The 19434-nt window shown below is 66.3% G+C and carries 20 protein-coding genes; 8 read left to right on the top strand and 12 right to left on the bottom strand.

The features are described from left to right. Positions 1-6: 6 nt before the first annotated feature. Genes JW805_16480 through flgB form a run of 4 tightly spaced genes read right to left on the bottom strand, consistent with a single transcriptional unit; the run spans position 7 to position 2870 of the window. On the bottom strand, positions 7-1341 hold the full coding sequence (locus JW805_16480) for a flagellar hook protein FlgE (protein MBN2973604.1): 1335 nt from the start codon (positions 1339-1341) through the stop codon (positions 7-9). Positions 1342-1400: 59 nt separating this feature from the next. Beyond that, the gene (locus JW805_16475; GenBank protein MBN2973603.1) at positions 1401-2105 is read right to left on the bottom strand and encodes a hypothetical protein; all 705 of its coding nucleotides are present in this window, start codon (positions 2103-2105) and stop codon (positions 1401-1403) included. Positions 2106-2108: 3 nt separating this feature from the next. Further along, positions 2109-2519 carry a flagellar basal body rod protein FlgC gene (flgC, locus tag JW805_16470; GenBank protein MBN2973602.1) on the bottom strand — a complete coding sequence of 137 codons (411 nt, stop codon included), beginning with the start codon at positions 2517-2519 and terminating at the stop codon, positions 2109-2111. Positions 2520-2522: 3 nt separating this feature from the next. Then, a complete protein-coding gene (flgB, locus tag JW805_16465) occupies positions 2523-2870 on the bottom strand; it encodes a flagellar basal body rod protein FlgB (protein MBN2973601.1) in 348 nt (115 codons plus the stop codon). A gap of 331 nt (positions 2871-3201) precedes the next feature. Between flgB and JW805_16460 the strand changes: the two genes are divergently transcribed. The 8 genes from JW805_16460 (at position 3202) to JW805_16425 (ending at position 9448) form a co-directional block, all read left to right on the top strand. After that, the gene (locus tag JW805_16460; GenBank protein MBN2973600.1) at positions 3202-3861 is read left to right on the top strand and encodes a MotA/TolQ/ExbB proton channel family protein; all 660 of its coding nucleotides are present in this window, start codon (positions 3202-3204) and stop codon (positions 3859-3861) included. Further along, a complete protein-coding gene (locus tag JW805_16455; GenBank protein MBN2973599.1) occupies positions 3858-4355 on the top strand; it encodes a hypothetical protein in 498 nt (165 codons plus the stop codon). The genes JW805_16460 and JW805_16455 overlap by 4 nt, the downstream gene beginning before the upstream one ends. Further along, positions 4352-4891, top strand: coding sequence for a hypothetical protein (locus JW805_16450; GenBank protein MBN2973598.1), 540 nt, complete (start codon positions 4352-4354; stop codon positions 4889-4891). The genes JW805_16455 and JW805_16450 overlap by 4 nt, the downstream gene beginning before the upstream one ends. Before the next feature lie 112 nt (positions 4892-5003). After that, positions 5004-5303, top strand: a complete 300-nt coding sequence (gene flgM / locus JW805_16445) for a flagellar biosynthesis anti-sigma factor FlgM (GenBank protein ID MBN2973597.1) — start codon at positions 5004-5006, stop codon at positions 5301-5303. Next, positions 5290-5604: a hypothetical protein gene (locus JW805_16440; protein MBN2973596.1), complete on the top strand. Its 315-nt coding sequence runs from the start codon at positions 5290-5292 to the stop codon at positions 5602-5604. The genes flgM and JW805_16440 overlap by 14 nt, the downstream gene beginning before the upstream one ends. 102 nt (positions 5605-5706) lie before the next feature. Then, on the top strand, positions 5707-6588 hold the full coding sequence (locus JW805_16435; protein ID MBN2973595.1) for a hypothetical protein: 882 nt from the start codon (positions 5707-5709) through the stop codon (positions 6586-6588). Further along, positions 6588-8702, top strand: coding sequence for a flagellar biosynthesis protein FlhA (flhA, locus tag JW805_16430; protein ID MBN2973594.1), 2115 nt, complete (start codon positions 6588-6590; stop codon positions 8700-8702). The genes JW805_16435 and flhA overlap by 1 nt, the downstream gene beginning before the upstream one ends. Next, positions 8699-9448, top strand: coding sequence for a FliA/WhiG family RNA polymerase sigma factor (locus JW805_16425; GenBank protein ID MBN2973593.1), 750 nt, complete (start codon positions 8699-8701; stop codon positions 9446-9448). The genes flhA and JW805_16425 overlap by 4 nt, the downstream gene beginning before the upstream one ends. A 7-nt stretch (positions 9449-9455) precedes the next feature. Here the strand turns inward: JW805_16425 and JW805_16420 are convergent, their stop codons facing one another. From JW805_16420 to JW805_16385, 8 genes are all read right to left on the bottom strand, one after another. Next, on the bottom strand, positions 9456-10070 hold the full coding sequence (locus tag JW805_16420; GenBank protein MBN2973592.1) for a YbhB/YbcL family Raf kinase inhibitor-like protein: 615 nt from the start codon (positions 10068-10070) through the stop codon (positions 9456-9458). Positions 10071-10085: 15 nt separating this feature from the next. Beyond that, the gene (locus JW805_16415) at positions 10086-10442 is read right to left on the bottom strand and encodes a hypothetical protein (GenBank protein ID MBN2973591.1); all 357 of its coding nucleotides are present in this window, start codon (positions 10440-10442) and stop codon (positions 10086-10088) included. Next, positions 10443-11117, bottom strand: a complete 675-nt coding sequence (locus JW805_16410; protein MBN2973590.1) for a glutathione S-transferase family protein — start codon at positions 11115-11117, stop codon at positions 10443-10445. 46 nt (positions 11118-11163) lie between these two features. Further along, complete coding sequence (locus JW805_16405; GenBank protein MBN2973589.1) at positions 11164-11616, bottom strand: hypothetical protein; 453 nt, start codon at positions 11614-11616, stop codon at positions 11164-11166. A gap of 244 nt (positions 11617-11860) precedes the next feature. Then, positions 11861-16381: a glutamate synthase large subunit gene (gltB, locus tag JW805_16400; GenBank protein ID MBN2973588.1), complete on the bottom strand. Its 4521-nt coding sequence runs from the start codon at positions 16379-16381 to the stop codon at positions 11861-11863. Next, positions 16381-17025 (bottom strand): DUF2059 domain-containing protein, encoded by a 645-nt coding sequence (locus tag JW805_16395; GenBank protein ID MBN2973587.1) that lies wholly within the window; start codon positions 17023-17025, stop codon positions 16381-16383. Before JW805_16395 ends, gltB begins: the two co-directional genes overlap by 1 nt. After that, positions 17022-18479, bottom strand: a complete 1458-nt coding sequence (locus tag JW805_16390; protein ID MBN2973586.1) for an NAD(P)-dependent oxidoreductase — start codon at positions 18477-18479, stop codon at positions 17022-17024. Before JW805_16390 ends, JW805_16395 begins: the two co-directional genes overlap by 4 nt. A gap of 157 nt (positions 18480-18636) precedes the next feature. Next, complete coding sequence (locus JW805_16385; GenBank protein ID MBN2973585.1) at positions 18637-19434, bottom strand: undecaprenyl-diphosphate phosphatase; 798 nt, start codon at positions 19432-19434, stop codon at positions 18637-18639.

Raw genomic sequence — 19434 nt, 5'->3', positions numbered from 1 at the left:
GCAGGATCAGCTGCGCATGTTGAAGATGGTCTGCGAGATCTGGCTCGAGGTCTCGAGGCTCTTCGCATTCGCCTGGAAGTTGCGCTGTGCGGCGATCAGGCTGACCAGTTCCTCGGTAATGTCGACGTTCGAGCGTTCGACGGCGCCGGTGCTGAGGTTGCCGAAGCCGTTCGCGCCGGCCTCGCCCAGACGCGCCTCACCCGACACGCCGGTCGCCGACCAATAGCTCTTGCCCAGCTGGCGCAGACCCGACGGGTTCGAGAAATTGGCGAGCGCGACCTTGCCGAGCGGCTGGGTGTCGCCGTTCGAGAAGCTGGCGCTGACCAGGCCGTATTCGCTGATGGTCACGCTTTCGATCTGACCGATCGCGCGACCGTCCTGGATTTCCGAATTCTTGACGAAGGGCGAGCTCAGCTGCGTCGTGGCCGCGCCGAAGTCGATCGTCACATCCTGCGCCGTGGTCGAGCTCGAGGGCGTGAAGCCGTCGAACTTCACCTGGCTGGAGGGCGTGCCGACGACGCCATTGGCGTTGGCGACGCTGTTCAGCTTTCCCTTGTCGTCATAGGTCATCAGCATCGGCCCCTTGACCCCGCCCGACGACAATTGATCGCTGCCGACGAAGGTATAGACCTTCCAGGTGCTGGTCGTGCCGGGACCGGACGACGCCGTTTCGCGCACGTAATAGTTCGTCATCGTCTGGGCGTTGCCCAGTGCGTCGTAGATCGTCGTCTGCGACGAATTATTGTAGGTCGACGGGTTGAAGCGGTCGAAGGCATAGGTCTTGCCCGTGCCCGCCGCGAACAGCGTGCTGTCTTTCGGGATCGAGGCGTTGGCGGACAGGTTGATCGACAGTTCGACCGAGGTCGTGGCCGATGGCACGCCGCTGGTCGCAGGCAGGCGCAGGCTGACCATCGAATCAAGGCCGGTCGCGACGACCGTGCCCGAACCGTCGACCGGATAGACCTGCAGCTTGCCGCCGTTGGCGTCGGTCACGAAGCGATCGTTATCGACGAAGAACGCGCCGTTGCGGGTGAACGACACCTTCGCCGAATTGAGATCTGGCTTGACCGCGAAGAAGCCTTCGCCCGAGATCAGCATGTCGAGCGAGTTGGTCGACTGCTGCGACCCGCCCTGGCTGAACTGCTGGCGCACCGCCTTCACGACCGTACCCGAACCCACCATCTGCGTCGGCGACACCGACACGTTGGATGCCATGACGTCGGCGAATTCGACGCGGCTCTTCTTGAAGCCGTTGGTCGAGACGTTGGCGAGGTTGTGCGAGATCGTCGCCATTTCGGTCTGCGATGCCTGGAGGCCCGAAAGCGAAGTGTAGAAGGTCATGGCGGATTAGCTCCTGGTCGGAAAAGGAAGGGAGTGGGTGGAATGCGGTTGTTGGTGGATCAGGCGACGGCGCGGACGGCGGAGGCCTTGACGTCGCCGATGCCCGGCAGGGTCAACACGGGTTCGGAACCGTTGGGCAGGGTGGCCGACGTCACCGGCGCCCAGACGAGCGTGCGGCTGGTCACGGGCGTGGTGCCGTTGCGGGCGATCGCGCTCAGCGTATAGGGGCCCTCGGTCGAGGTCCCGTCCTCGAGCTTGCCGTCCCAGTCGAACGTCGCCGAGCCGGCGGGCTTTTCGCCCAGGTCGAACGAGCGGACCGGATTGCCGTTCTTATCGTTGATCGTGACCACGACGCTGGATGCGGCACTGTCGAGCTCGACCGCGCCGGCGATCCCGCCCGACGCCCGCCCATAGGCGGTCTTGCCTTCGGTCAGCACGGTCTTGCCGACATAGGACATGGCGTCGGCGGCGGTGCTGGCGCTCAGCTTGGCCGCGATCGACTTCAGCGTCGATCCCATTTCGTTCGTGCTGGCAAGCGACGAGAATTGCGCCATCTGGGCGACCATCTGCGAATTGTCGACCGGCTCGAACGGGTCCTGGTTCTTCATCTGCGCGGTCAGCAGCGCGATGAAGTCGCCCGGCCCCATCTCGTTCAGCGTCTTGCTGCTCGATGCGGTCTTGTTCGCCGCTGCCTGGGCGGCCGCGGTCGTCGTGATGCCGGCCTTGGCCAACGCAGTATCGAAGGCGGAGGAGGTGGTAGCCATTTATCAGCGTCCCAGCTTGATGGTGTCGAGGATCAGCGTCTTGGCGGTCTGCATGACCTCGACGTTGTTCTGGTAGCTCCGGGCACTCTCGAGCATGTCGACGAGCTCGCGGCTTTCATCGACGGCATTCTCGAAGACGTTGCCGTCCTTGTCGGCCAGCGGATTGCCCGGATCGTAGCGTTTGGTCGGCTCTTCGCCGGCGGTGACGATGCGTTCGACGTTGACCGTCGCCATCTGCGATGCCTGGTCGAATTGCGTGCGGAACACCGGCTTGATCGAGCGATAAGCGGCCTGGGCGGTCGTCGCGACGCCGCCGGCGTTGGCCAGGTTCGACGCGGTCGTGTTCATCCGCACCAGCTGTGCCGACATGGCGCGACCGGCGACCTGGAAGATGTTCATGGGATTGTCGGCCACGGCTTACTCTCCCTTCAGCGCACGCGTGATGGTGCCGATGCGGCCGTTCAGGAACGACAGCGTCGTCTGATAGGCGACCGCGTTCTCGGCAAAGGCGGTCTGCTCGGTCGCCAGCTCGACGGTGTTGCCGTCGAGGCTCATCTGCGTGGGCAGGCGGTATTTGGTGTTCGCGGTGACGCTGGCGTCGACCCGACCGCTTTCCGCGCCCTTCAGCGCGGCGGCGAAGTCGATGTCCTTGGCCTTGAAACCCGGCGTCGACGCATTCGCGATGTTCGACGCAAGCAGCGCCATGCGCTGCGAGCGCACCGCAAGGGCCGTTCCGTGTACCCCGAAAAGATCGTTCTCAGCCATGATGGCGTGGTCCCGCGTTGATGACGTGGGATGGCTTTGCAACCCCCGTGCCAACTGCCCGATTCGATCCGCTTTGCCGTCACCGGCAGGACTAAGCGGCAAACGGTTGCCGGTTGCCGGTTGGGGATTGCCGGGTGGTAACGCGTTCTAACGGTGCGACCGGGCACACGCTCTCCCCGCTCGCGGGGAGAGGGGGTGGTGCCGCAAGCGCTTGTCTGGGTGAGACACCTTACCCTCTCCCCAGATGGGGACAGGGCTATCGCTTATGGCGACCCATCGCTTTTCTATCATGGTAAACCAAAACGGCACACGCCTTGCAGAGCCTCGCGCGATGTCTTCGATCGCGAGCCTTGCTGCCTTCCTCGATCCTGCCGCCCTCGCCATCGTCGGCGGGGGCACGGTTCTGGCGACCGTCCTTCGCACGCCCGCGCGCGACCTCGCCCGCGGTGTCGTCGCGCTGAAGGCGATCGGCCGTACGCCGTTCGATGCCGCACCGCTCGTCACCCAGGTCGAGGCGCTGAGCCGTATCACTGCCCGGCACGGGGTGATCCAGCTCGATCGCTCGGTCATAACCGATCCCGATGTCGCCGCCGCGATGAACGCCATCGTCGACGGTGCCGACGGCGCGGTCGTCCGTGCGGTGATCGAGGATCGCCGGACGGCGCGATACGAACGTCAGCGGGCTGCCGCGGAGATGTGGGCGGCCGCGGCCGAGTTCGCGCCGGCGATGGGCATGGTCGGCACGCTGATCGGCCTCGTCCGCCTGTTCACCAGCATGACCGATCCGGCCGCGATCGGTGGCGCGATGGCGATCGCCGTTCTCGCGACGCTCTATGGCGCCTTGGTCGGCAACCTGATCTGCTTACCCGTCGCGGCTCGTCTCAAGAGACTCGCGCGCGCGGAATGCGTCGAGCGCGGTCGCCTGGCCGAGCCGCTGGTGCGCCTGGCGACCCGCGAAGCTCCGCGCCTGCGATCAGTGGCGGTCGCATGACGATCGACCAGCTGCTCGAAGACGAACCGCGTCGGCCGATCTGGCTGGTGACGCTGGCCGATGTGATGATGCTGCTCGTCGGCTTCTTCGTCTTTCTCCAGGCCAACCCGAAGGTCGATGCGGCCACGCTCGGCACCGCCCTTCGCGAAGGCTTCGGTCTGCAGGCAGACGCGCCGATCGCGCTGGAGGCGAATGTCATCCAGGGCTTCGCAACCGGATCGGCCGTCCTTCCGCCGCACGACGTCGCCGGCTGGGTGCGCGCGGTCACCAACGATCCGCGCACGACGATCCGCGTCACCGGTGGAACCGACGGTACGCCGGCCGACGTCGATTCCGCTACCGGCTCTGCCGCCATTCTTGCCGTCGATCGTGCCCGTGCCGTCGCGACGGCCATCGCCGCCGACGTACCGGCCGGGCGCATCGCCATCGATGTCCGCCCCGGTGCCGGTCGCGCCGTTCAACTCACGCTGTCCTATGATGGGGAAACCCGATGATCCGTCCGCTTCTCGCTCTCGCTGCGCTCGTTCCGGCGACACCGGCCGCCGCCCAGGCGATCCGGTTCCAGGATACGACCGCGATCGATGTCGCCGTCGCCGCCTTCACCGGTCATGCGATCGGGGAAGAAGGGGGCGCACGCGCAGCGGTCGACGTCCGGCTGAAGCTGGCGCAATGCCCGCTGCCCCAGCTCGACTGGCGTAGCACGTTCCAGGATGCGGTGGTCGTCACGTGCGACGCCCCGCGCTGGCGCATCTACGTTCCCATCAAGCTGCCGCCCCAGGCCGCTCGCCCGCAGATGGCCGCCGCGGCAGCCCCCGTCGCGGTCGCGCCGCCGCCCAAGCCCGAACTGGTCATCAAGCGCGGTGACCCGATCACGGTCGAGGCGGGGGGCGCCGGCTTCTCGATCACCCGCGATGGCACCGCGATGGGCGACGCGCCGGCGGGTGGGCGTCTGCTGGTGAAGATCGACCCGGCCAAGCCGCCGATCCAGGCGATCGCTCTGGGCGCGGGGCGGGCGACCTTGCCCAATTAGGCGCGCGAATCGTGGCGAAGCCTGCGTTCACCCTCTTTCTCGAAAAAATTTCTAAAATATCTTTGTCAGGGGTCGTTGTAGCGTGTGACGAAGCCATTCGAGGACGGGAGCCATGGTGGATCCGATCGGTATCAAAGCGGCGACGAGCATAGATCGCAAACCGGCGCCAGTCGCGCCGGTCGCGGCAGTGCAGGTGTCTCAGCCGACCGCGGAAACGACGGTCGCCACCCGGGCGTCCTCGACGTTGCAGGCCCTGTCCAAGCCCGCTGCCGCATCCGCCCCCGTGGATGCAGAGCGCGTAAGCAAGATCAAGAAGGCGATCGAGGACGGCAAATTCCCCATCCTGCCCGCCACGATCGCCGACCGTCTGCTCGCCCTCAAGCTCGAATGGAATCCCAATGAAACGGCGTGAGGCCCTGGTCGGCGTGATCGAAGCGCTGCACAGCGAGATCGACGCACTGAAGACGAACGATATCGCGCGTCTGGAGGCGGCCACCGCGCGCAAGCTGCGCTGCATCGAGGATGTTGCCGCCTGCGATCACGAAGACGTCACGCCCGAACTGAACGATCTGGCCCGCGAAGCGCACCGGCTGAACGAGACCTGCCGCATCTATGTGAACCTGATGGCGGCAAACGTCCGCCGTCGCCTGCAGGTTCTTGCCGGTTCGCCGAACGCGCCCTATCGCCCGACCGGCGCCGCCGCCTACGCATAAGGGGGCCTGGGGCGCCGGCGCGCCCCGCCGTGCCCGCGTTTCCCAAATTGGCACGGCTCTTGCTGATACTCCCTCGAACAGGGGTTTCAGGCAAGATTTCGAATGACCATTCCGAACCTGACGAAGGTCGCCGCGGGGCGAGGGGGAAGCGTCCAGAACGCGATCCAGCTCGCATCGACGCGCACGGGGATCGATTTCAACTATCTGCTGGGGCAGGCGCAGGTCGAAAGCGGTCTGAACGCCTCGGCGCGTGCCGGCACTTCTTCGGCGACCGGCCTCTATCAGTTCATCGAACAGAGCTGGCTGGGCGTGGTAAAGAACCACGGCGCCGACCACGGCATGGGCTGGGCTGCCGATAGCATCACCCGCACCGCGTCCGGCAAATATGTCGTCAGCGACCCCGGCGTCCGCCGCCAGATCCTCAGTCTGCGCAACGATCCCACCGCATCGTCGCTGATGGCGGCCGAGCACGCGTCCGATAACAAGGACCAGCTGTCCGCCGCGCTCGACCGCGACGTGACCGGCACCGACCTGTACATGGCGCATTTCCTGGGCATCGGCGGCGCCAAGAAATTCCTGACGGCAATGGACAGCAACCCGGGCCAGAGCGCCGCGGCCCTGTTCCCCGGCGCCGCCCGCACCAACCGCAATGTCTTCTACGCTGCCGACGGCAGTCCGCGTTCGCTGGGTGAGGTCTACAGCCGCTTCGCCGCCAAGCTCGACAAGGGGGCAGCGGCCTCGGGCGGCACCGGCCTCGCCAGTGGCGCGATCGATGCCCTCAAGCTCGATCCGGACATGGAAGTCGTACTCGGCAACGAAGCGCAGGGCGGCGATCGTGCCTGGCTCGCCTCGACCCTCGAACGCTTCGGCGCCTCGGGTCGCGCGACCGGCGTGTCGGACACGGCGGCGACGCTGCTGCGGCCCAACCCCGACAATGCGCGGCTCGCCTATCTGATGCTCGCGCAGCTGGGAGGTACCGTCTGATGGCCTCCCCCGCACTTGCCAAGGCCATTCCCGGTCTGAAGGGCGTAGCATTGCCGGCGGCGATGCTGCTGCTGGTCGTGCTGATGGTCGTGCCCATTCCGGCCTTCATGCTCGACGTGTTCTTCATCATGAACATCGTCATCAGCCTGGCCGTGCTGATGGTCGCGCTGAACGCGCAGAAGCCGCTCGATTTCTCCGCTTTCCCGACCGTCCTCCTCTTCGCCACCCTGTTTCGCCTGGCACTCAACGTCGCCTCGACCCGCGTCGTGCTCGGGCGGGGCCACGAAGGCGAAGCGGCGGCCGGCCACGTCATCGAAGCGTTCGGCAGCTTTCTGATCGGCGGCGATTACGTCGTCGGCCTGTTCGTGTTCTCGATCCTGGTCATCATCAACATGATCGTGGTGACCAAGGGTGCGGGCCGCGTGTCGGAAGTGTCGGCGCGCTTCACCCTGGACGCGTTGCCCGGCAAACAGATGGCGATCGACGCCGATCTGAACGCCGGCCTGATCACCCCCGACGACGCACGGGCGCGCCGTGTGGAAGTGTCGACCGAAGCCGATTTCTACGGTTCGATGGACGGTTCGTCGAAGTTCGTGAAGGGCGATGCCGTCGCCGGCCTGCTCATTCTCGCGATCAACATCATCGGCGGGCTCATCCTCGGTACCGTCAGCCACGGCCTTGGCATCAAGGAAGCCGCGCAGACCTATATCGTGCTTGCGATCGGCGACGCGCTGGTCGCGCAGTTGCCGGGCCTGATGCTGTCGATCGCGGCGGCCGCCATCGTCACCCGCGTCACGTCCAGCCAGGACCTCGCCGGCCAGATCGGCGGGCAATTCGCCAGCCACCGGACCTGGACACCAGTTGCGGTGGCGCTCGGCGTGCTCGGCATCGTGCCCGGCATGCCGCATTTCCTGATCCTGCCGATGGCCGCTGCCGCCGGCTTTGCGGCGTACAAGCTGAAAAAGGCGTCGCAGCGCCCCGTGATCACCGAAGCGCCCGCGCCGGCCGAACCGCAGGACCTGTCGAAGATCGGCTGGGACGAGGTGACCGACAGCTGCCACGTCATGCTCGACATCGGCTACGGCCTGGTGCCGCTGGTCGACGAACGCAAGGGGTCGCCCTTGATGGGCCGCATCACCGGCGTCCGCCGCCAGCTGTCGAAGGACCTGGGCTTCGTCGTGCCGCAGGTGCGGGTGCGCGACGACATCAACCTGGCGCCCTATACCTATCGCATCATCATCGGCGGCGTCATCGTCGGCGAGGATCAGGTGTCACCCGACGAGATGCTGGCGCTCGACACCGGCCAGGCGGTAGGCACCTTGCCCGGCAAGCCCGCCAAGGATCCGACCTTCGGGCTCGACGCGATCTGGATCCACGCCGCCGACGCCGACGCCGCGACCGGCGCGGGGTATCTGGTGGTCGACGCCGGCACGGTCGTCGCCACCCACCTCAACCAGCAGCTGCTCAGCCATTCCGCCGACCTGCTGGGTCCCGACGAGGTCCAGTCGCTGCTCGACGGGCTCAAGGACCGTTCGGCGGCGCTCGTCGCCTCGCTCTGCCCGCAGCCCCTGCCGCTCACCACGCTCACGCAGGTCCTGCGCGCGCTGCTGGCGGAGGGCATTCCGCTCAAGGAATTCCGCCGCATCGCCGCAGCCCTTGCCAATGCCGCGACGAAATCGGCGGATGCGGAGGAACTGGTCGAACTGATCCGCCCCGATCTCGGCGCGCTCATCATCCAGAAGCTGTGCACCGTGCGCGAGCCGCTGCGGGTCATGACGCTGGAGGGCCAGCTGGAGGCGCTGCTGGGGCAGGCGATCCGGTCCGACCCGGCGCGCCGCCATGCGATCGAACCCGATCTCGGTCGCCGCATCGCCGACGCGCTTCAGCGTGCCGCCGGTCCCTTCATCGCCGAGGCCAAGCCCTTCGCCCTCGTCGTCCAGCCCGCCATTCGCATCGCGATGCGTAAGCTGGTGAAAACCATTTTGCCGGATACTCCCGTCATGAGCTTCTTCGAAGTGCCCGAGGACAAGTCGGTCGAAGTCATCGCCGTCATCGGCGCGTCGGATCAGCCGCCGGCGCTCGGTGCCGGCCCGTCACAGGCGATCGCCGCATGAGCTTCATGAGCCCCATCCAGCCCGCCCCCGGCGCGCCGCTGACCTATGGTCCACGCGCGAAGCCGGGGCCGGACCTGAACGCACTGGTGCGCCAGCACATGCCGCGCGTCCGCCGCATCGCCTGGCACGTCCATGGCAGCATGTCGTCGTCGGTCGAGGTCGAGGATCTGGTCCAGATCGGCCTGATCGCGCTCGTCGAGGCGGTCGGCAGCTTCGAGGACCGCGGGGCGGTGACGTTCGAGCAATATCTCAACACCCGGGTTCGCGGATCGATGATCGACGAACTGCGGCGCCAGGCGACGCTCACCCGCGGGGCGATGAAACGGCGCAAACTGTATAACGAGACGGTCGCATCGCTGACCACGGTGGACGGCAAGCGTCCCGACGATGCCGCGGTCGCCGAAAAACTGGGCGTGACGATCGAAAAGCTGCGGACCGACTATGCGACCGCCGAGCCCGTCCGGTTCGAGAATGTCGACGACATGCAAGGCGACGAGGGGCCGTGGTTCGTGTCCGGCGAACCGTCCCCGTTCGATCTGCTGGCGGAAACCGACCAGCGCGACGTGCTGATCCAGGCGATCGCCGACCTGCCCGAGCGCGAGCAGATGGTGATCCAGCTCTATTATGTCGAAGAACTCAATCTGGAGGAAATCGGCCAGGTGCTCGACGTCAGCGCCGCGCGCGTCTGCCAGATCAAGAAGTCCGCGCACGACAGGCTCAAGAAGGCGCTGACGCGTCGGCTTTGATCCGCGGTCAGGTCGTCGCCACCGCTCCCACCGGCCCGACGTCCGCCGGTTCGCCGCGCGAGTAGGTTCCGGTCAACAACCCCGCCGCCAGCACCCGACCCCGCATGGCGTCGACGATATCGCCGCGGCTTGGCGTCGCGCCGGGGTCGGCGGCGTCCTTCAGTGCGAACAGCTGGAAGGCATAGCGATGTTCGCCGTGCCCGGTCGGCGGATCCGGCGGCAGCCAGCCCTCGCGCAGGTAGGAATTACGGCCGACGTCACCGCTCGCCGTGCCGTCGCCATCGGCAACTATGGCGCCCTCGGCCAATTGCCCGTCCCCGGCCGGCAGGCTCCAGACGATCGCATGGACCAGTGGCGCCGGCGTCGGCGCGTCGGCATCCTCGACCAGCAAGGCGAGATGCGTCGCCTCGTCGGGCACGCCGGTCCAGAACAGCGGCGGCGAAATCCCCTCGCCATCCGCGGTGAAGCGTTCCGGAATACGGCCGCCGTTGGCGAACGCCGGCGACCGCAGATCGATCGCCGCAAAGCTGCCGAGACCGTCCTGCACGATCGCCAGCTTGTCAGTGCCGGCACGCAGACCCTTCAGGGCGTTGCCGAGCCAGTGGGGAATATGTTCGAGCATGGACAAGTCCGCTGGTCAGTAAGGATGGAACCAGTAAACGCCATCAGCGACCTTCTGGTGCCGAAACAATGTTTCGCGGGAAGGATTGGGAACACGCGGCACATGATACCCCCAGCCGCCGTCGAGAAAGTTGGGCGCGTAAACATTCACGCCATCGCGATCCACTTCGACCATATCCGGGCGCAACTGTGCAATCGTCATCGGGAGTCGTCGATCGGTATCGCCGACGGTCCACCAGAAGTCCGGCCCTAGCATCAGCGCGCGGGCTTCACCCCGGATCGCGGCCAGCGTTGTCGGATTACCGGTCGGGCCGTGGCAGCAGGTCGGCGCAAGCAGCACGATCATCGCGATCACCGCTCGCCACGGCAGCATTTACAGGTCCAGTTTCTCGTAATCCGCCGGCGGGCTGACGATTTCCATGCGTTCGGCCAGCAGCGGGCGGAAGCTCGGGCGGCTCTTCATGCCGACATACCAGCGCTTGGCCTGTTCGTGGCTCTTCCAGTCGATCCCGCCCAGATAGTCGGCGACCGAGATCTGCGCGGCGGCGGCGAGATCGGCGAGGCTCATCGTCGCACCCGCCAGCCAGGTGCGGTGATCGAGAAGGTAATCGATGTAATCCAGGTGCCCGACCGCGGCGCGCATCGCTTCGCGCAGCAACGACGCATCAGGCGTCGAGCGATGGACGACGCGCTTCAGCATGCGTTCGTTGAGCAGGGGGGCGGTGATGTCGCGGTAGAATTGGGTGTCGAACCACGCGACCAGCCGGCGGATCTCGGCGCGGTTGGCCGCCGTGCCGTTGATCATCGCCGACTTTTCGACCGTTTCCTCGAAATATTCGCAAATCGCCATCGAATCGATCAGCGGGGCGCCCGGACGATCGGTGTCGATCATCACCGGAGTCTGCCCGGCCGGGTTCATGTCGAGAAACTCGTCGCGGCGCTCCCACGGCGATTCGCGCACCGGTTCGTAGCCCACGCCCTTCTCGGCCAGCAGCAGCCGTACCTTGCGCGAGAAGGGGCACAGGGGAAATTGATAGAGCTGCCACATGCCGCCCTTATCTACCGACGACGGCAGGGGCGTCTAGCGGAACCGATCAATAATCGTCGTCCTCGTCATCATAGCGCGGAGCGGAGACGTTGTTGCTGGCAAGCAGACCGCCGAGCGGCGCGACGGCCGCGCGCAGGCGATCGGCAGTGCGGGCAAGCTCGCCCGACATCGCCAAAGCATCGCTGGCGACCATCCCGGCCCCGGCGACCGCGCGACGGGTGTCGTCATGCAGCCGCGCCTCGAAATGCGGGTCGCGGCGGCGCTCGATATCGCGCAGCGTGTCGTTCGGGCGGATGTCGTCGCGCGGATCGGTGTAGCGCGCGAGCGGACCCACGCGGGTGTCGAGAACGATGCCGGCCAGCGCACTGACGGCAGCGGCCACGCCTTCCTGCACGACCGGGTCGTTCAGTCGGCGGGCAGCGTCGACCTCGGCGCGAGATTGCGCGGCGGCCGGTACGGCGACCACGGACAAGGCCAGGGCGGCGGACAAGAGACGCATTCTACTCTCCCGAGTCGAAACAGGAACGGGAGGCCTTATAGCACAAAGGCTTAGCCTTGGCTGAACGAGCGTCGCCGTTGCCTAGGTCTGCGCCCGAACCCCGTTCGTGCCGAGCCTGTCAGGCGCCCATCAAAGTACTCTTCGATGGGACCCTGGCCGAACCACCGTCCTTCGTGCCGCGAGCGGTGCGCGGGTGTATCGCAGTACGGCCCTTCGACAAGCTCAGGGCGAACGGACGGAAACGTTACTCCGCCGCCTCCAACGCCGCTTCCGAATCGTCCAGCGGATGCGCCAAGCGGCTGACCATTTCCTTCGGACACACCTGCCAGAAGGACCCGCGGACGCGGTCCCAATCCTCGAGCAGATTGGCGGCGAACTTGCTGTCGGTCGCCTGGACGTGCCTGACGACCAGCGCGCGCAGCACCGCTTCCCAATGGCCCGACGACAGCCGGCACCACGTCAGCGTTTCAGGGTTCACCCGGCGCTCGAAATTGCCCTCGGGATCGTAGACGAACGCCATGCCCCCGGTCATGCCCGCGCCGAAGTTCGCCCCGACGCCGCCCAGGATCACCGCGGTCCCGCCGGTCATATATTCGCAGCCGTTGGCGCCGCAGCCCTCAACGACGACTTCGGCGCCCGAGTTGCGCACCGCGAACCGCTCGCCCGCCTGACCTGCGGCGAACAGCTTGCCCGACGTTGCGCCGTACAGGACGGTGTTGCCGATGATCGTGTTCTCGTTCGACGCGAGCGGCGACGACACCATCGGCCGTACCGCGATGATGCCGCCGGACAGGCCCTTGCCGACATAGTCATTCGCGTCGCCGAACACTTCCAGAGTCACCCCCTTGCACAGGAACGCGCCGAGCGACTGGCCGGCGCTCCCGCGCAGGCGGACGGTGATATGCCCGTCGTCCAGCGTCGACATGCCGAACGCGCGCGTGACCGCGCCGGACAGGCTGGTCCCGACCGCGCGGTGGGTGTTGCGCACGCTATAGGTCAGCTGCATCTTCTCGCGCCGGCTGAACACCGCTGCCGCATCCTTGATGATCTGCGCATCCAGGCTGTCGGGCACAGCGTTGCGCCACGTATCGAGCGAATAGCGGCGCTCGGCATCGGTCGCGTCGACCTTTGCGAGGATCGGGTTGAGGTCGAGATCGTCGAGATGCTCGGCGCCGCGGCTGACCTGGCGGAGCAATTCGGTGCGGCCGATCACCTCGTCCAGGCTCTGGACGCCCAGCCGCGCCAGGATTTCACGGACTTCCTCGGCGATGAAGGTCATCAGGTTGATGACCTTTTCGGGCGTGCCGGTGAATTTCGCGCGCAGCTTTTCGTCCTGCACGCAGACACCCACCGGGCAGGTGTTCGAATGGCACTGGCGCACCATGATGCAGCCCATCGCAACGAGGCTGAGCGTGCCGATGCCGAATTCCTCGGCGCCCAGGATCGCGGCGATGACGATGTCGCGGCCGGTCTTCAGGCCGCCGTCGGTGCGGAGCTTCACGCGGCCACGCAGGGCGTTGAGCGTCAGCGTCTGGTTGACCTCGCTCAGCCCCATTTCCCACGGCGTGCCGGCGTATTTGATGCTGGTCTGCGGGGAAGCGCCGGTGCCGCCGTTGTGGCCGGCAACCAGGATGACGTCGGCATGCGCCTTCGCCACGCCCGCCGCGACCGTGCCGATACCGGCGGACGACACCAGTTTCACGCAGACGCGCGCGCGCGGGTTGATCTGCTTCAGATCGTAGATCAGCTGCGCCAGATCCTCGATCGAATAGATGTCGTGGTGCGGCGGGGGTGAGATGAGGCCGACGCCCGGAGTTGCGTGGCGCAACTTCGCGATCAACTCGGTGACCTTGAAGCCGGGCAGCTGCCCGCCCTCGCCGGGCTTTGCGCCCTGCGCGACCTTGATCTCGATCTCGTCGCAGGCGTTGAGATATTCGGCCGTGACGCCGAAGCGACCGCTGGCGATCTGCTTCACGCCGGAGTTCGCGTTGTCGCCGTTCTCGTAGGGCGTGTAGCGGTCCTTCGATTCACCGCCTTCGCCCGACACCGCGCGCGCGCCGATGCGGTTCATCGCGATCGCCAGCGTCTCGTGCGCTTCCGGGCTCAGCGCGCCGAGCGACATGCCCGGGGTCACGAAGCGCTTGCGGATTTCGGTGATCGCCTCGACCGAATCGATCGGCACGCCGTCCTTCGGGAAATTGAATTCCAGCAGGTCGCGCAGATACACCGGCGGCAGGTCGCGGACCCCGCGCGAGAAGGCGAGATAGGTCGAATAGCTGTCGGTCGCGACCGCGGTCTGCAGCGTGTGCATCAGCTGCGCGGAAAAGGCATGCGTCTCCCCACCGTGGCGCTGGCGATAGAAACCGCCGATCGGCAGCGTCGCTACGCCTGAGTCGAACGCCGCGTCATGCCGCATCGTCGCGTTGAGGTAGAGCGAGGCATAGCCCTCGCCCGAGATCTTCGCGGGCATGCCCGGAAACAGGTCGTTGACCAGCGCGCGGCTGAGGCCGACCGCTTCGAAATTATAGCCGCCGCGATAGCTGGAGATCACGGCGATCCCCATTTTCGACAGGATCTTCAGCAGCCCTTCGTCGACCGCGGTGCGGTGGCGCTTCAGGCAGGTCACGATATCCATATCGCCGAACAGCCCGCGCGCATGACGGTCGCGGATCGCGGCCTCGGCCAGATAGGCGTTCACCGTCGTCGCGCCGACGCCGATCAGCACCGCATAATAATGGGTGTCGAGGCATTCGGACGAACGGACGTTGATCGACGCATAGCTGCGCAACCCCCGGCGGACGAGGTGGGTGTGGACGGCCGCCGCCGCGAGCACACCCGCAATCGCCATGCGATCGGGACCGAGATTTTCGTCGCTCAGGAACAACTCCGACTTGCCCTGGCGCACCGCCTGTTCGGCCTGGGCGCGGATGTCGGCGATCGCGGCGCGCAAGCCCTCGGGTCCGCTGCCGGCGGGGAAGGTGCAGTCGATATCGGCCGCGCTCATCCCGAAATGCGCCTTCAGCCGGTCCCAGTCGCCGTTGGTCAGGACGGGCGATTCGAGCACCAGCACCTTCGACGGGGCGGCCGAATGATCGAGAATATTGGCGAGATTGCCGAACCGCGTCTTGAGCGACATCACATGGCGTTCGCGCAACGGGTCGATCGGCGGGTTGGTGACCTGGCTGAAATTCTGGCGGAAGAACTGGCTGATCAGGCGCGGCTTGTCGGAAATGACCGCCAGCGGCGTGTCGTCGCCCATCGACCCGATCGCTTCCTTGCCGCCTTCGACCATGGGCGACAGGATCAGCTCCATGTCCTCCAGGGTCTGCCCGGCGGCGACCTGGCGGCGCGACAGCTCGGCGCGATCCCACGCCGGGATCGACGCATCGGCCTGCGGCAGATCGTCGACCGACAGGAACTCGCCGATCATCGCGGCATAGTCCGCCTCGCCGGCGATCTGATCCTTCACTTCGCGGTCGTGGAGGACGCGGCCCTCCTCCAGATCGACGGCGATCATCTGGCCCGGCCCCAGCCGGCCCTTTTCGATGACCGTCGTTTCCGGCACGACGACCATGCCGGTTTCCGAGCCCACGATCAGCAGGCCGTCGCCGGTCAGCGTGTAGCGCAAGGGGCGCAGCGCATTGCGGTCCATGCCGGCGACCGCCCAGCGGCCGTCGGTCATCGCCAGCGCCGCGGGGCCATCCCACGGCTCCATGACGGAGGCGAGATATTTGTACATTTCGAGATGCTGCTTGGGCATCTCGTCCTTGCCCATCCACGCCTCGGGGATCAGCATCAGCTTCGCCGTCGGCGCATCGCGGCCCGAGCGGCAGATCGCTTCGAACACCGCGTCCAGAGCCGCGGTGTCCGATGCCCCGGCGGGGATCACCGGCTTGATGTCCTCGCTGCGCTCGCCGAACGCGATCGACGCCATTTTGATCTCGTGGCTGAGCATCCAGTTCTTGTTGCCGCGGATCGTGTTGATCTCGCCGTTATGCGCGAGACACCGGAAGGGTTGCGCCAGCCACCATTGCGGGAAGGTGTTGGTCGAATAGCGCTGGTGGAAGATCGCGACCCGGCTTTCGAACCGGTCGTCGGTCAGGTCGGGGTAGAAGACCGACAGGCTCTCGGCCAGGAACAGGCCCTTATAGACGATCGAGCGGCACGACAGCGAGCAGGCGTAAAAGCCCTGGATCTGCGCCGCGATCACGCGCTTCTCGATCCGGCGACGGACGAGGTAGAGCTCTTTCTCGAACTCCGCGGCCGAGGCGTCGTCGGGCAGCGGCCCGGCGATCATGATCTGCTCGATCTCGGGGCGGGTCGCCTGCGCCTTCTGGCCGATGACGGCCACGTTCACCGGCACCTGGCGCCAGCCGTAGATGGTCCAGCCGGCGTCGATGATCTCGGACTCAACGATCGTCCGACACGCCTCCTGCGCCGCCAGATCGGTGCGCGGCAGGAACATCATGCCGACTGCAAGGCGATTGGGCTTCACGCGGTGGCCCGACGCGACGACGCAATCGTCGAAGAACTTCGCGGGCAGGTCGACATGGATGCCGGCACCATCGCCGGTCTTGCCATCGGCATCGACCGCGCCGCGGTGCCACACGGCTTTGAGCGCGTCGATCGCCGCCTGCACAACCCGGCGCGATGGAATACCGTCGGTCGCCGCAACCATGCCCACGCCGCAGGCGTCGCCCTCGAATTCGGGGCGGTACATGCCTTCGGTGGCAAGGCGGGTGCGTTCGGTGTCGAGGGTGGTCATCACTTGGCCTTCCCGGTGGTCGTCTTTGCGCCGTCCTTCTTGGGCAGCGGGGGCAGATGGGCGGTCGCCTTTTCAATCTTCGCGGCGATTGTCGGCATGACTTTGAACATCTTGGGCAGCGCACCCATCATGCTGTTCATGACTTCGGGATCCATGAACGCGGCGAGGTAGTCGCTGGCGAACGCCTTGCCCGATGGCGTCTGGAAGAAGGTGTCGAGGTCGGTCAGCTGCGCCTGCGTGAAGCGGCGGGCGAAGGCCCGCGTCAGGCCGACGCGAAATTCGGGCTCGATCTCGTCGTAGATGGTGCCGAGTTCTTCCGAGAACACTCGCGTCATGATCTGCATGCGCTCGCGAAAATACGGGTCGCGCTCGGCCGCTTCCTGGCCCAGCGACTTTTCTCCTGCCGCAGGCGCACCCATGCTGGTGGCGCTCAGCCCGAACATCTTGCCGAGCACGCCGTCCATCATCTGCGGAAACTGGTCCCGCATGATCCGCTTGTATGTGCCCGGCGGCACGAGCGCGAACGCGACGCGCTCCGCGGCGGCGAGCCGGGCGGGATCGACGGGCGCGGTCTGCGTCGCGGGCGCCGCGGGTGCCATGGCGGGCGTCGCCTGCACCAGCAGCAGGGCGAGCAGCGCGCTCATGCCGCCACCTTCTGCACGGAAGCCTGGCCTGCGCGCGCCTTCGCCTTGAGGTACGCATGCATCCGCTCGCTGACGTCGCGCCCGTCGCGGATCGCCCATACGACCAGCGACGCGCCGCGGACGATGTCGCCTGCGGCGAAGACGCCATCCAGGCTGGTCATCATCGACTTGGCATCGACGCGCAGCGTACCCCAGCGAGTGACACCCAGTTCACTCGCGCCGAACAGCGTCGGTAGGTCCTCGGCATCGAAGCCCAGCGCCTTGATCACCAGGTCCGCCTGCACCGAAAAGCCGCCCTGCGGGTCGACCTCGGGCGCGCGTCGGCCGCTGGCGTCGGGAGCCCCCAGCCGCATCGCGCTTGCCTTCACGGCCGTGACCACGTCACCGCCTTCGAAGCTTTCCGGCGCCGAGAGCCAGACGAACTCGACGCCTTCCTCCTCGGCATTCTTCGTCTCACGCTGCGACCCCGGCATGTTCGCGCGGTCACGGCGATAGAGGCACTTCACGCTCGCCGCGCCCTGGCGGACGGCGGTGCGGACGCAGTCCATCGCCGTATCGCCGCCGCCGATGACGACGACGTGCTTGCCCTCTGCATTCAGCGATCCGTCGTCGAACGCCGGCACCGCGTCGCCGAAGCCCTTGCGGTTCGATGCGGTCAGATACTCCAGCGCCTCGACCACGCCCTTGGCACCGACTCCCGGCGCCCTGATCGCGCGCGGCTTGTAGACGCCGGTCGCGATCAGGAGCGCGTCATGCTTCGCCCGCAACTGGTCGAGCGAGGCATGCTCTCCAACCGAAAATCCCTCGTGAAACACGATGCCGCCCGCCTTCAGCCGGTCGACGCGGCGCATGACGACGTCCTTCTCCAGCTTGAAGCCGGGGATGCCATAGGTCAGCAGCCCGCCGGCACGGTCATGGCGGTCATAGACGTGGACCTCGTAGCCGAAGCCGCGCAGATACTCGGCCGCGCTCAGTCCCGCTGGCCCCGCACCAATCACACCGACCGACTGGCCGCGCGCGGGCCCGGGCACCAGCGGTTCGACCCAACCCTCTTCCCAGGCCGTGTCGGTGATGAACTTCTCGACCGAACCGATCGTGACCGATCCGTGGCCGGAAAATTCAATGACGCAATTGCCCTCGCACAGCCGGTCCTGCGGGCAGATGCGGCCGCAGATCTCCGGCATGGTCGAGGTGCTGTTGCTCAGCTCATAGGCCTCGCGCAGCCGCCCTTCCGCCGTCAGCCGCAGCCAGTCGGGGATGTGGTTGTGGAGCGGGCAGTGGACCGAGCAATAGGGCACGCCACACTGCGAACAGCGCCCGGCCTGATCCTCGGCTGCGGGCGGGTTGTACCGCTCGGCGATCTCACGGAAATCCGCCGCCCGCGCCTGCGCCTCGCGCTTGGGCGGATAGGCCTGCTCACGGTTGACGAATTTCAGCAGCTGCTCGGTAGCCATGCTCGATCCTTTCGAGCACGCAAGTATGGTGCGGCTGCGCTCCTGTCACTTCGTATCAACCGGAATGGGTCAGCAGCATTGACTTATCTCTCACACGACAAACGGGATATTTCGTTGCGGCGCAATAATCTTTCGTAGCTTTAGGGCCGATCCGGACCTAGCGTAGATTTAGCCATGCCAGCGCCGCGGTCCCAGCGATGATTCGATACCACGCAAAGGGACCGAAACCGTAACGCGTCACGACGGCCATGAAGGCTTTCACGACGATCAAGGCCACAATAAACGAAACGAAAGCGCCGATCGCGATCAGTTCGAGATCGCCGGCCGTCACCATGTCCCGATGCTTGTACAGTTGAAGCACGGTTGCGCCGGTCAGTGTGGGTAGCGCTAGAAAGAAGCTGAAATCGGCCGCGGTCCGCCGGTCGATCCCGAACGACATCGCGCCCATGATCGTCGCGCCCGACCGGCTGACGCCCGGGATCATCGCAATGCACTGGACGAGGCCGATCTTGATCGACTGGCCGACCGAGACACCCGAGATGCCCAGGACGTTGTCCGTCTTCGCCAGTCGCTCGACGATCAGGATCGCGATGCCGCCGACGATCAGCGCCCAGGCGACGACCACAGCATTTTCGAGCAACGCGTCGATCTGATCACCGAAGGCAAGGCCCAGGATCACTGCGGGAAAAAAGGCAAGCAGCAGATTGCGGACGAAGGCGACCGAATTCGCCTCCCAGCTGAGCAGCCCCTTGGCGACCGCCAGGAAGGTGCGCCAGTACAGCGCGACGATCGCCAGGATCGCGCCCGGCTGGATCGCGATGTTGAAGACCGACCAGCGCGCCGCGTCATAACCGAGCAATTCGGTCGCCAGGATCAGATGCCCGGTCGACGACACGGGCAGAAACTCGGTGATCCCCTCGACGATGCCAAGGATGATCGCAGTGACGATGTCCAT

Source organism: Roseomonas aeriglobus (genome assembly GCA_016937575.1).
Classification (GTDB): domain Bacteria; phylum Pseudomonadota; class Alphaproteobacteria; order Sphingomonadales; family Sphingomonadaceae; genus Sphingomonas; species Sphingomonas aerigloba.
This window is presented reverse-complemented; position numbering and strand designations above follow the sequence as displayed.

Coding starts and splice junctions, on each gene's coding strand:
- JW805_16480 (MBN2973604.1), bottom strand. CDS start 1,341: ATGACCTTCTACACTTCGCTTTCGGGCCTCCAGGCATCGCAGACCGAA.
- JW805_16435 (MBN2973595.1), top strand. CDS start 5,707: ATGACCATTCCGAACCTGACGAAGGTCGCCGCGGGGCGAGGGGGAAGC.
- JW805_16385 (MBN2973585.1), bottom strand. CDS start 19,434: ATGGACATCGTCACTGCGATCATCCTTGGCATCGTCGAGGGGATCACC.
- JW805_16455 (MBN2973599.1), top strand. CDS start 3,858: ATGACGATCGACCAGCTGCTCGAAGACGAACCGCGTCGGCCGATCTGG.
- flgM (MBN2973597.1), top strand. CDS start 5,004: ATGGTGGATCCGATCGGTATCAAAGCGGCGACGAGCATAGATCGCAAA.
- JW805_16475 (MBN2973603.1), bottom strand. CDS start 2,105: ATGGCTACCACCTCCTCCGCCTTCGATACTGCGTTGGCCAAGGCCGGC.
- JW805_16425 (MBN2973593.1), top strand. CDS start 8,699: ATGAGCTTCATGAGCCCCATCCAGCCCGCCCCCGGCGCGCCGCTGACC.
- JW805_16420 (MBN2973592.1), bottom strand. CDS start 10,070: ATGCTCGAACATATTCCCCACTGGCTCGGCAACGCCCTGAAGGGTCTG.
- JW805_16390 (MBN2973586.1), bottom strand. CDS start 18,479: ATGGCTACCGAGCAGCTGCTGAAATTCGTCAACCGTGAGCAGGCCTAT.
- JW805_16395 (MBN2973587.1), bottom strand. CDS start 17,025: ATGAGCGCGCTGCTCGCCCTGCTGCTGGTGCAGGCGACGCCCGCCATG.
- JW805_16440 (MBN2973596.1), top strand. CDS start 5,290: ATGAAACGGCGTGAGGCCCTGGTCGGCGTGATCGAAGCGCTGCACAGC.
- JW805_16450 (MBN2973598.1), top strand. CDS start 4,352: ATGATCCGTCCGCTTCTCGCTCTCGCTGCGCTCGTTCCGGCGACACCG.
- flhA (MBN2973594.1), top strand. CDS start 6,588: ATGGCCTCCCCCGCACTTGCCAAGGCCATTCCCGGTCTGAAGGGCGTA.
- flgB (MBN2973601.1), bottom strand. CDS start 2,870: ATGGCTGAGAACGATCTTTTCGGGGTACACGGAACGGCCCTTGCGGTG.
- JW805_16405 (MBN2973589.1), bottom strand. CDS start 11,616: ATGCGTCTCTTGTCCGCCGCCCTGGCCTTGTCCGTGGTCGCCGTACCG.
- JW805_16460 (MBN2973600.1), top strand. CDS start 3,202: ATGTCTTCGATCGCGAGCCTTGCTGCCTTCCTCGATCCTGCCGCCCTC.
- JW805_16415 (MBN2973591.1), bottom strand. CDS start 10,442: ATGCTGCCGTGGCGAGCGGTGATCGCGATGATCGTGCTGCTTGCGCCG.
- gltB (MBN2973588.1), bottom strand. CDS start 16,381: ATGACCACCCTCGACACCGAACGCACCCGCCTTGCCACCGAAGGCATG.
- JW805_16410 (MBN2973590.1), bottom strand. CDS start 11,117: ATGTGGCAGCTCTATCAATTTCCCCTGTGCCCCTTCTCGCGCAAGGTA.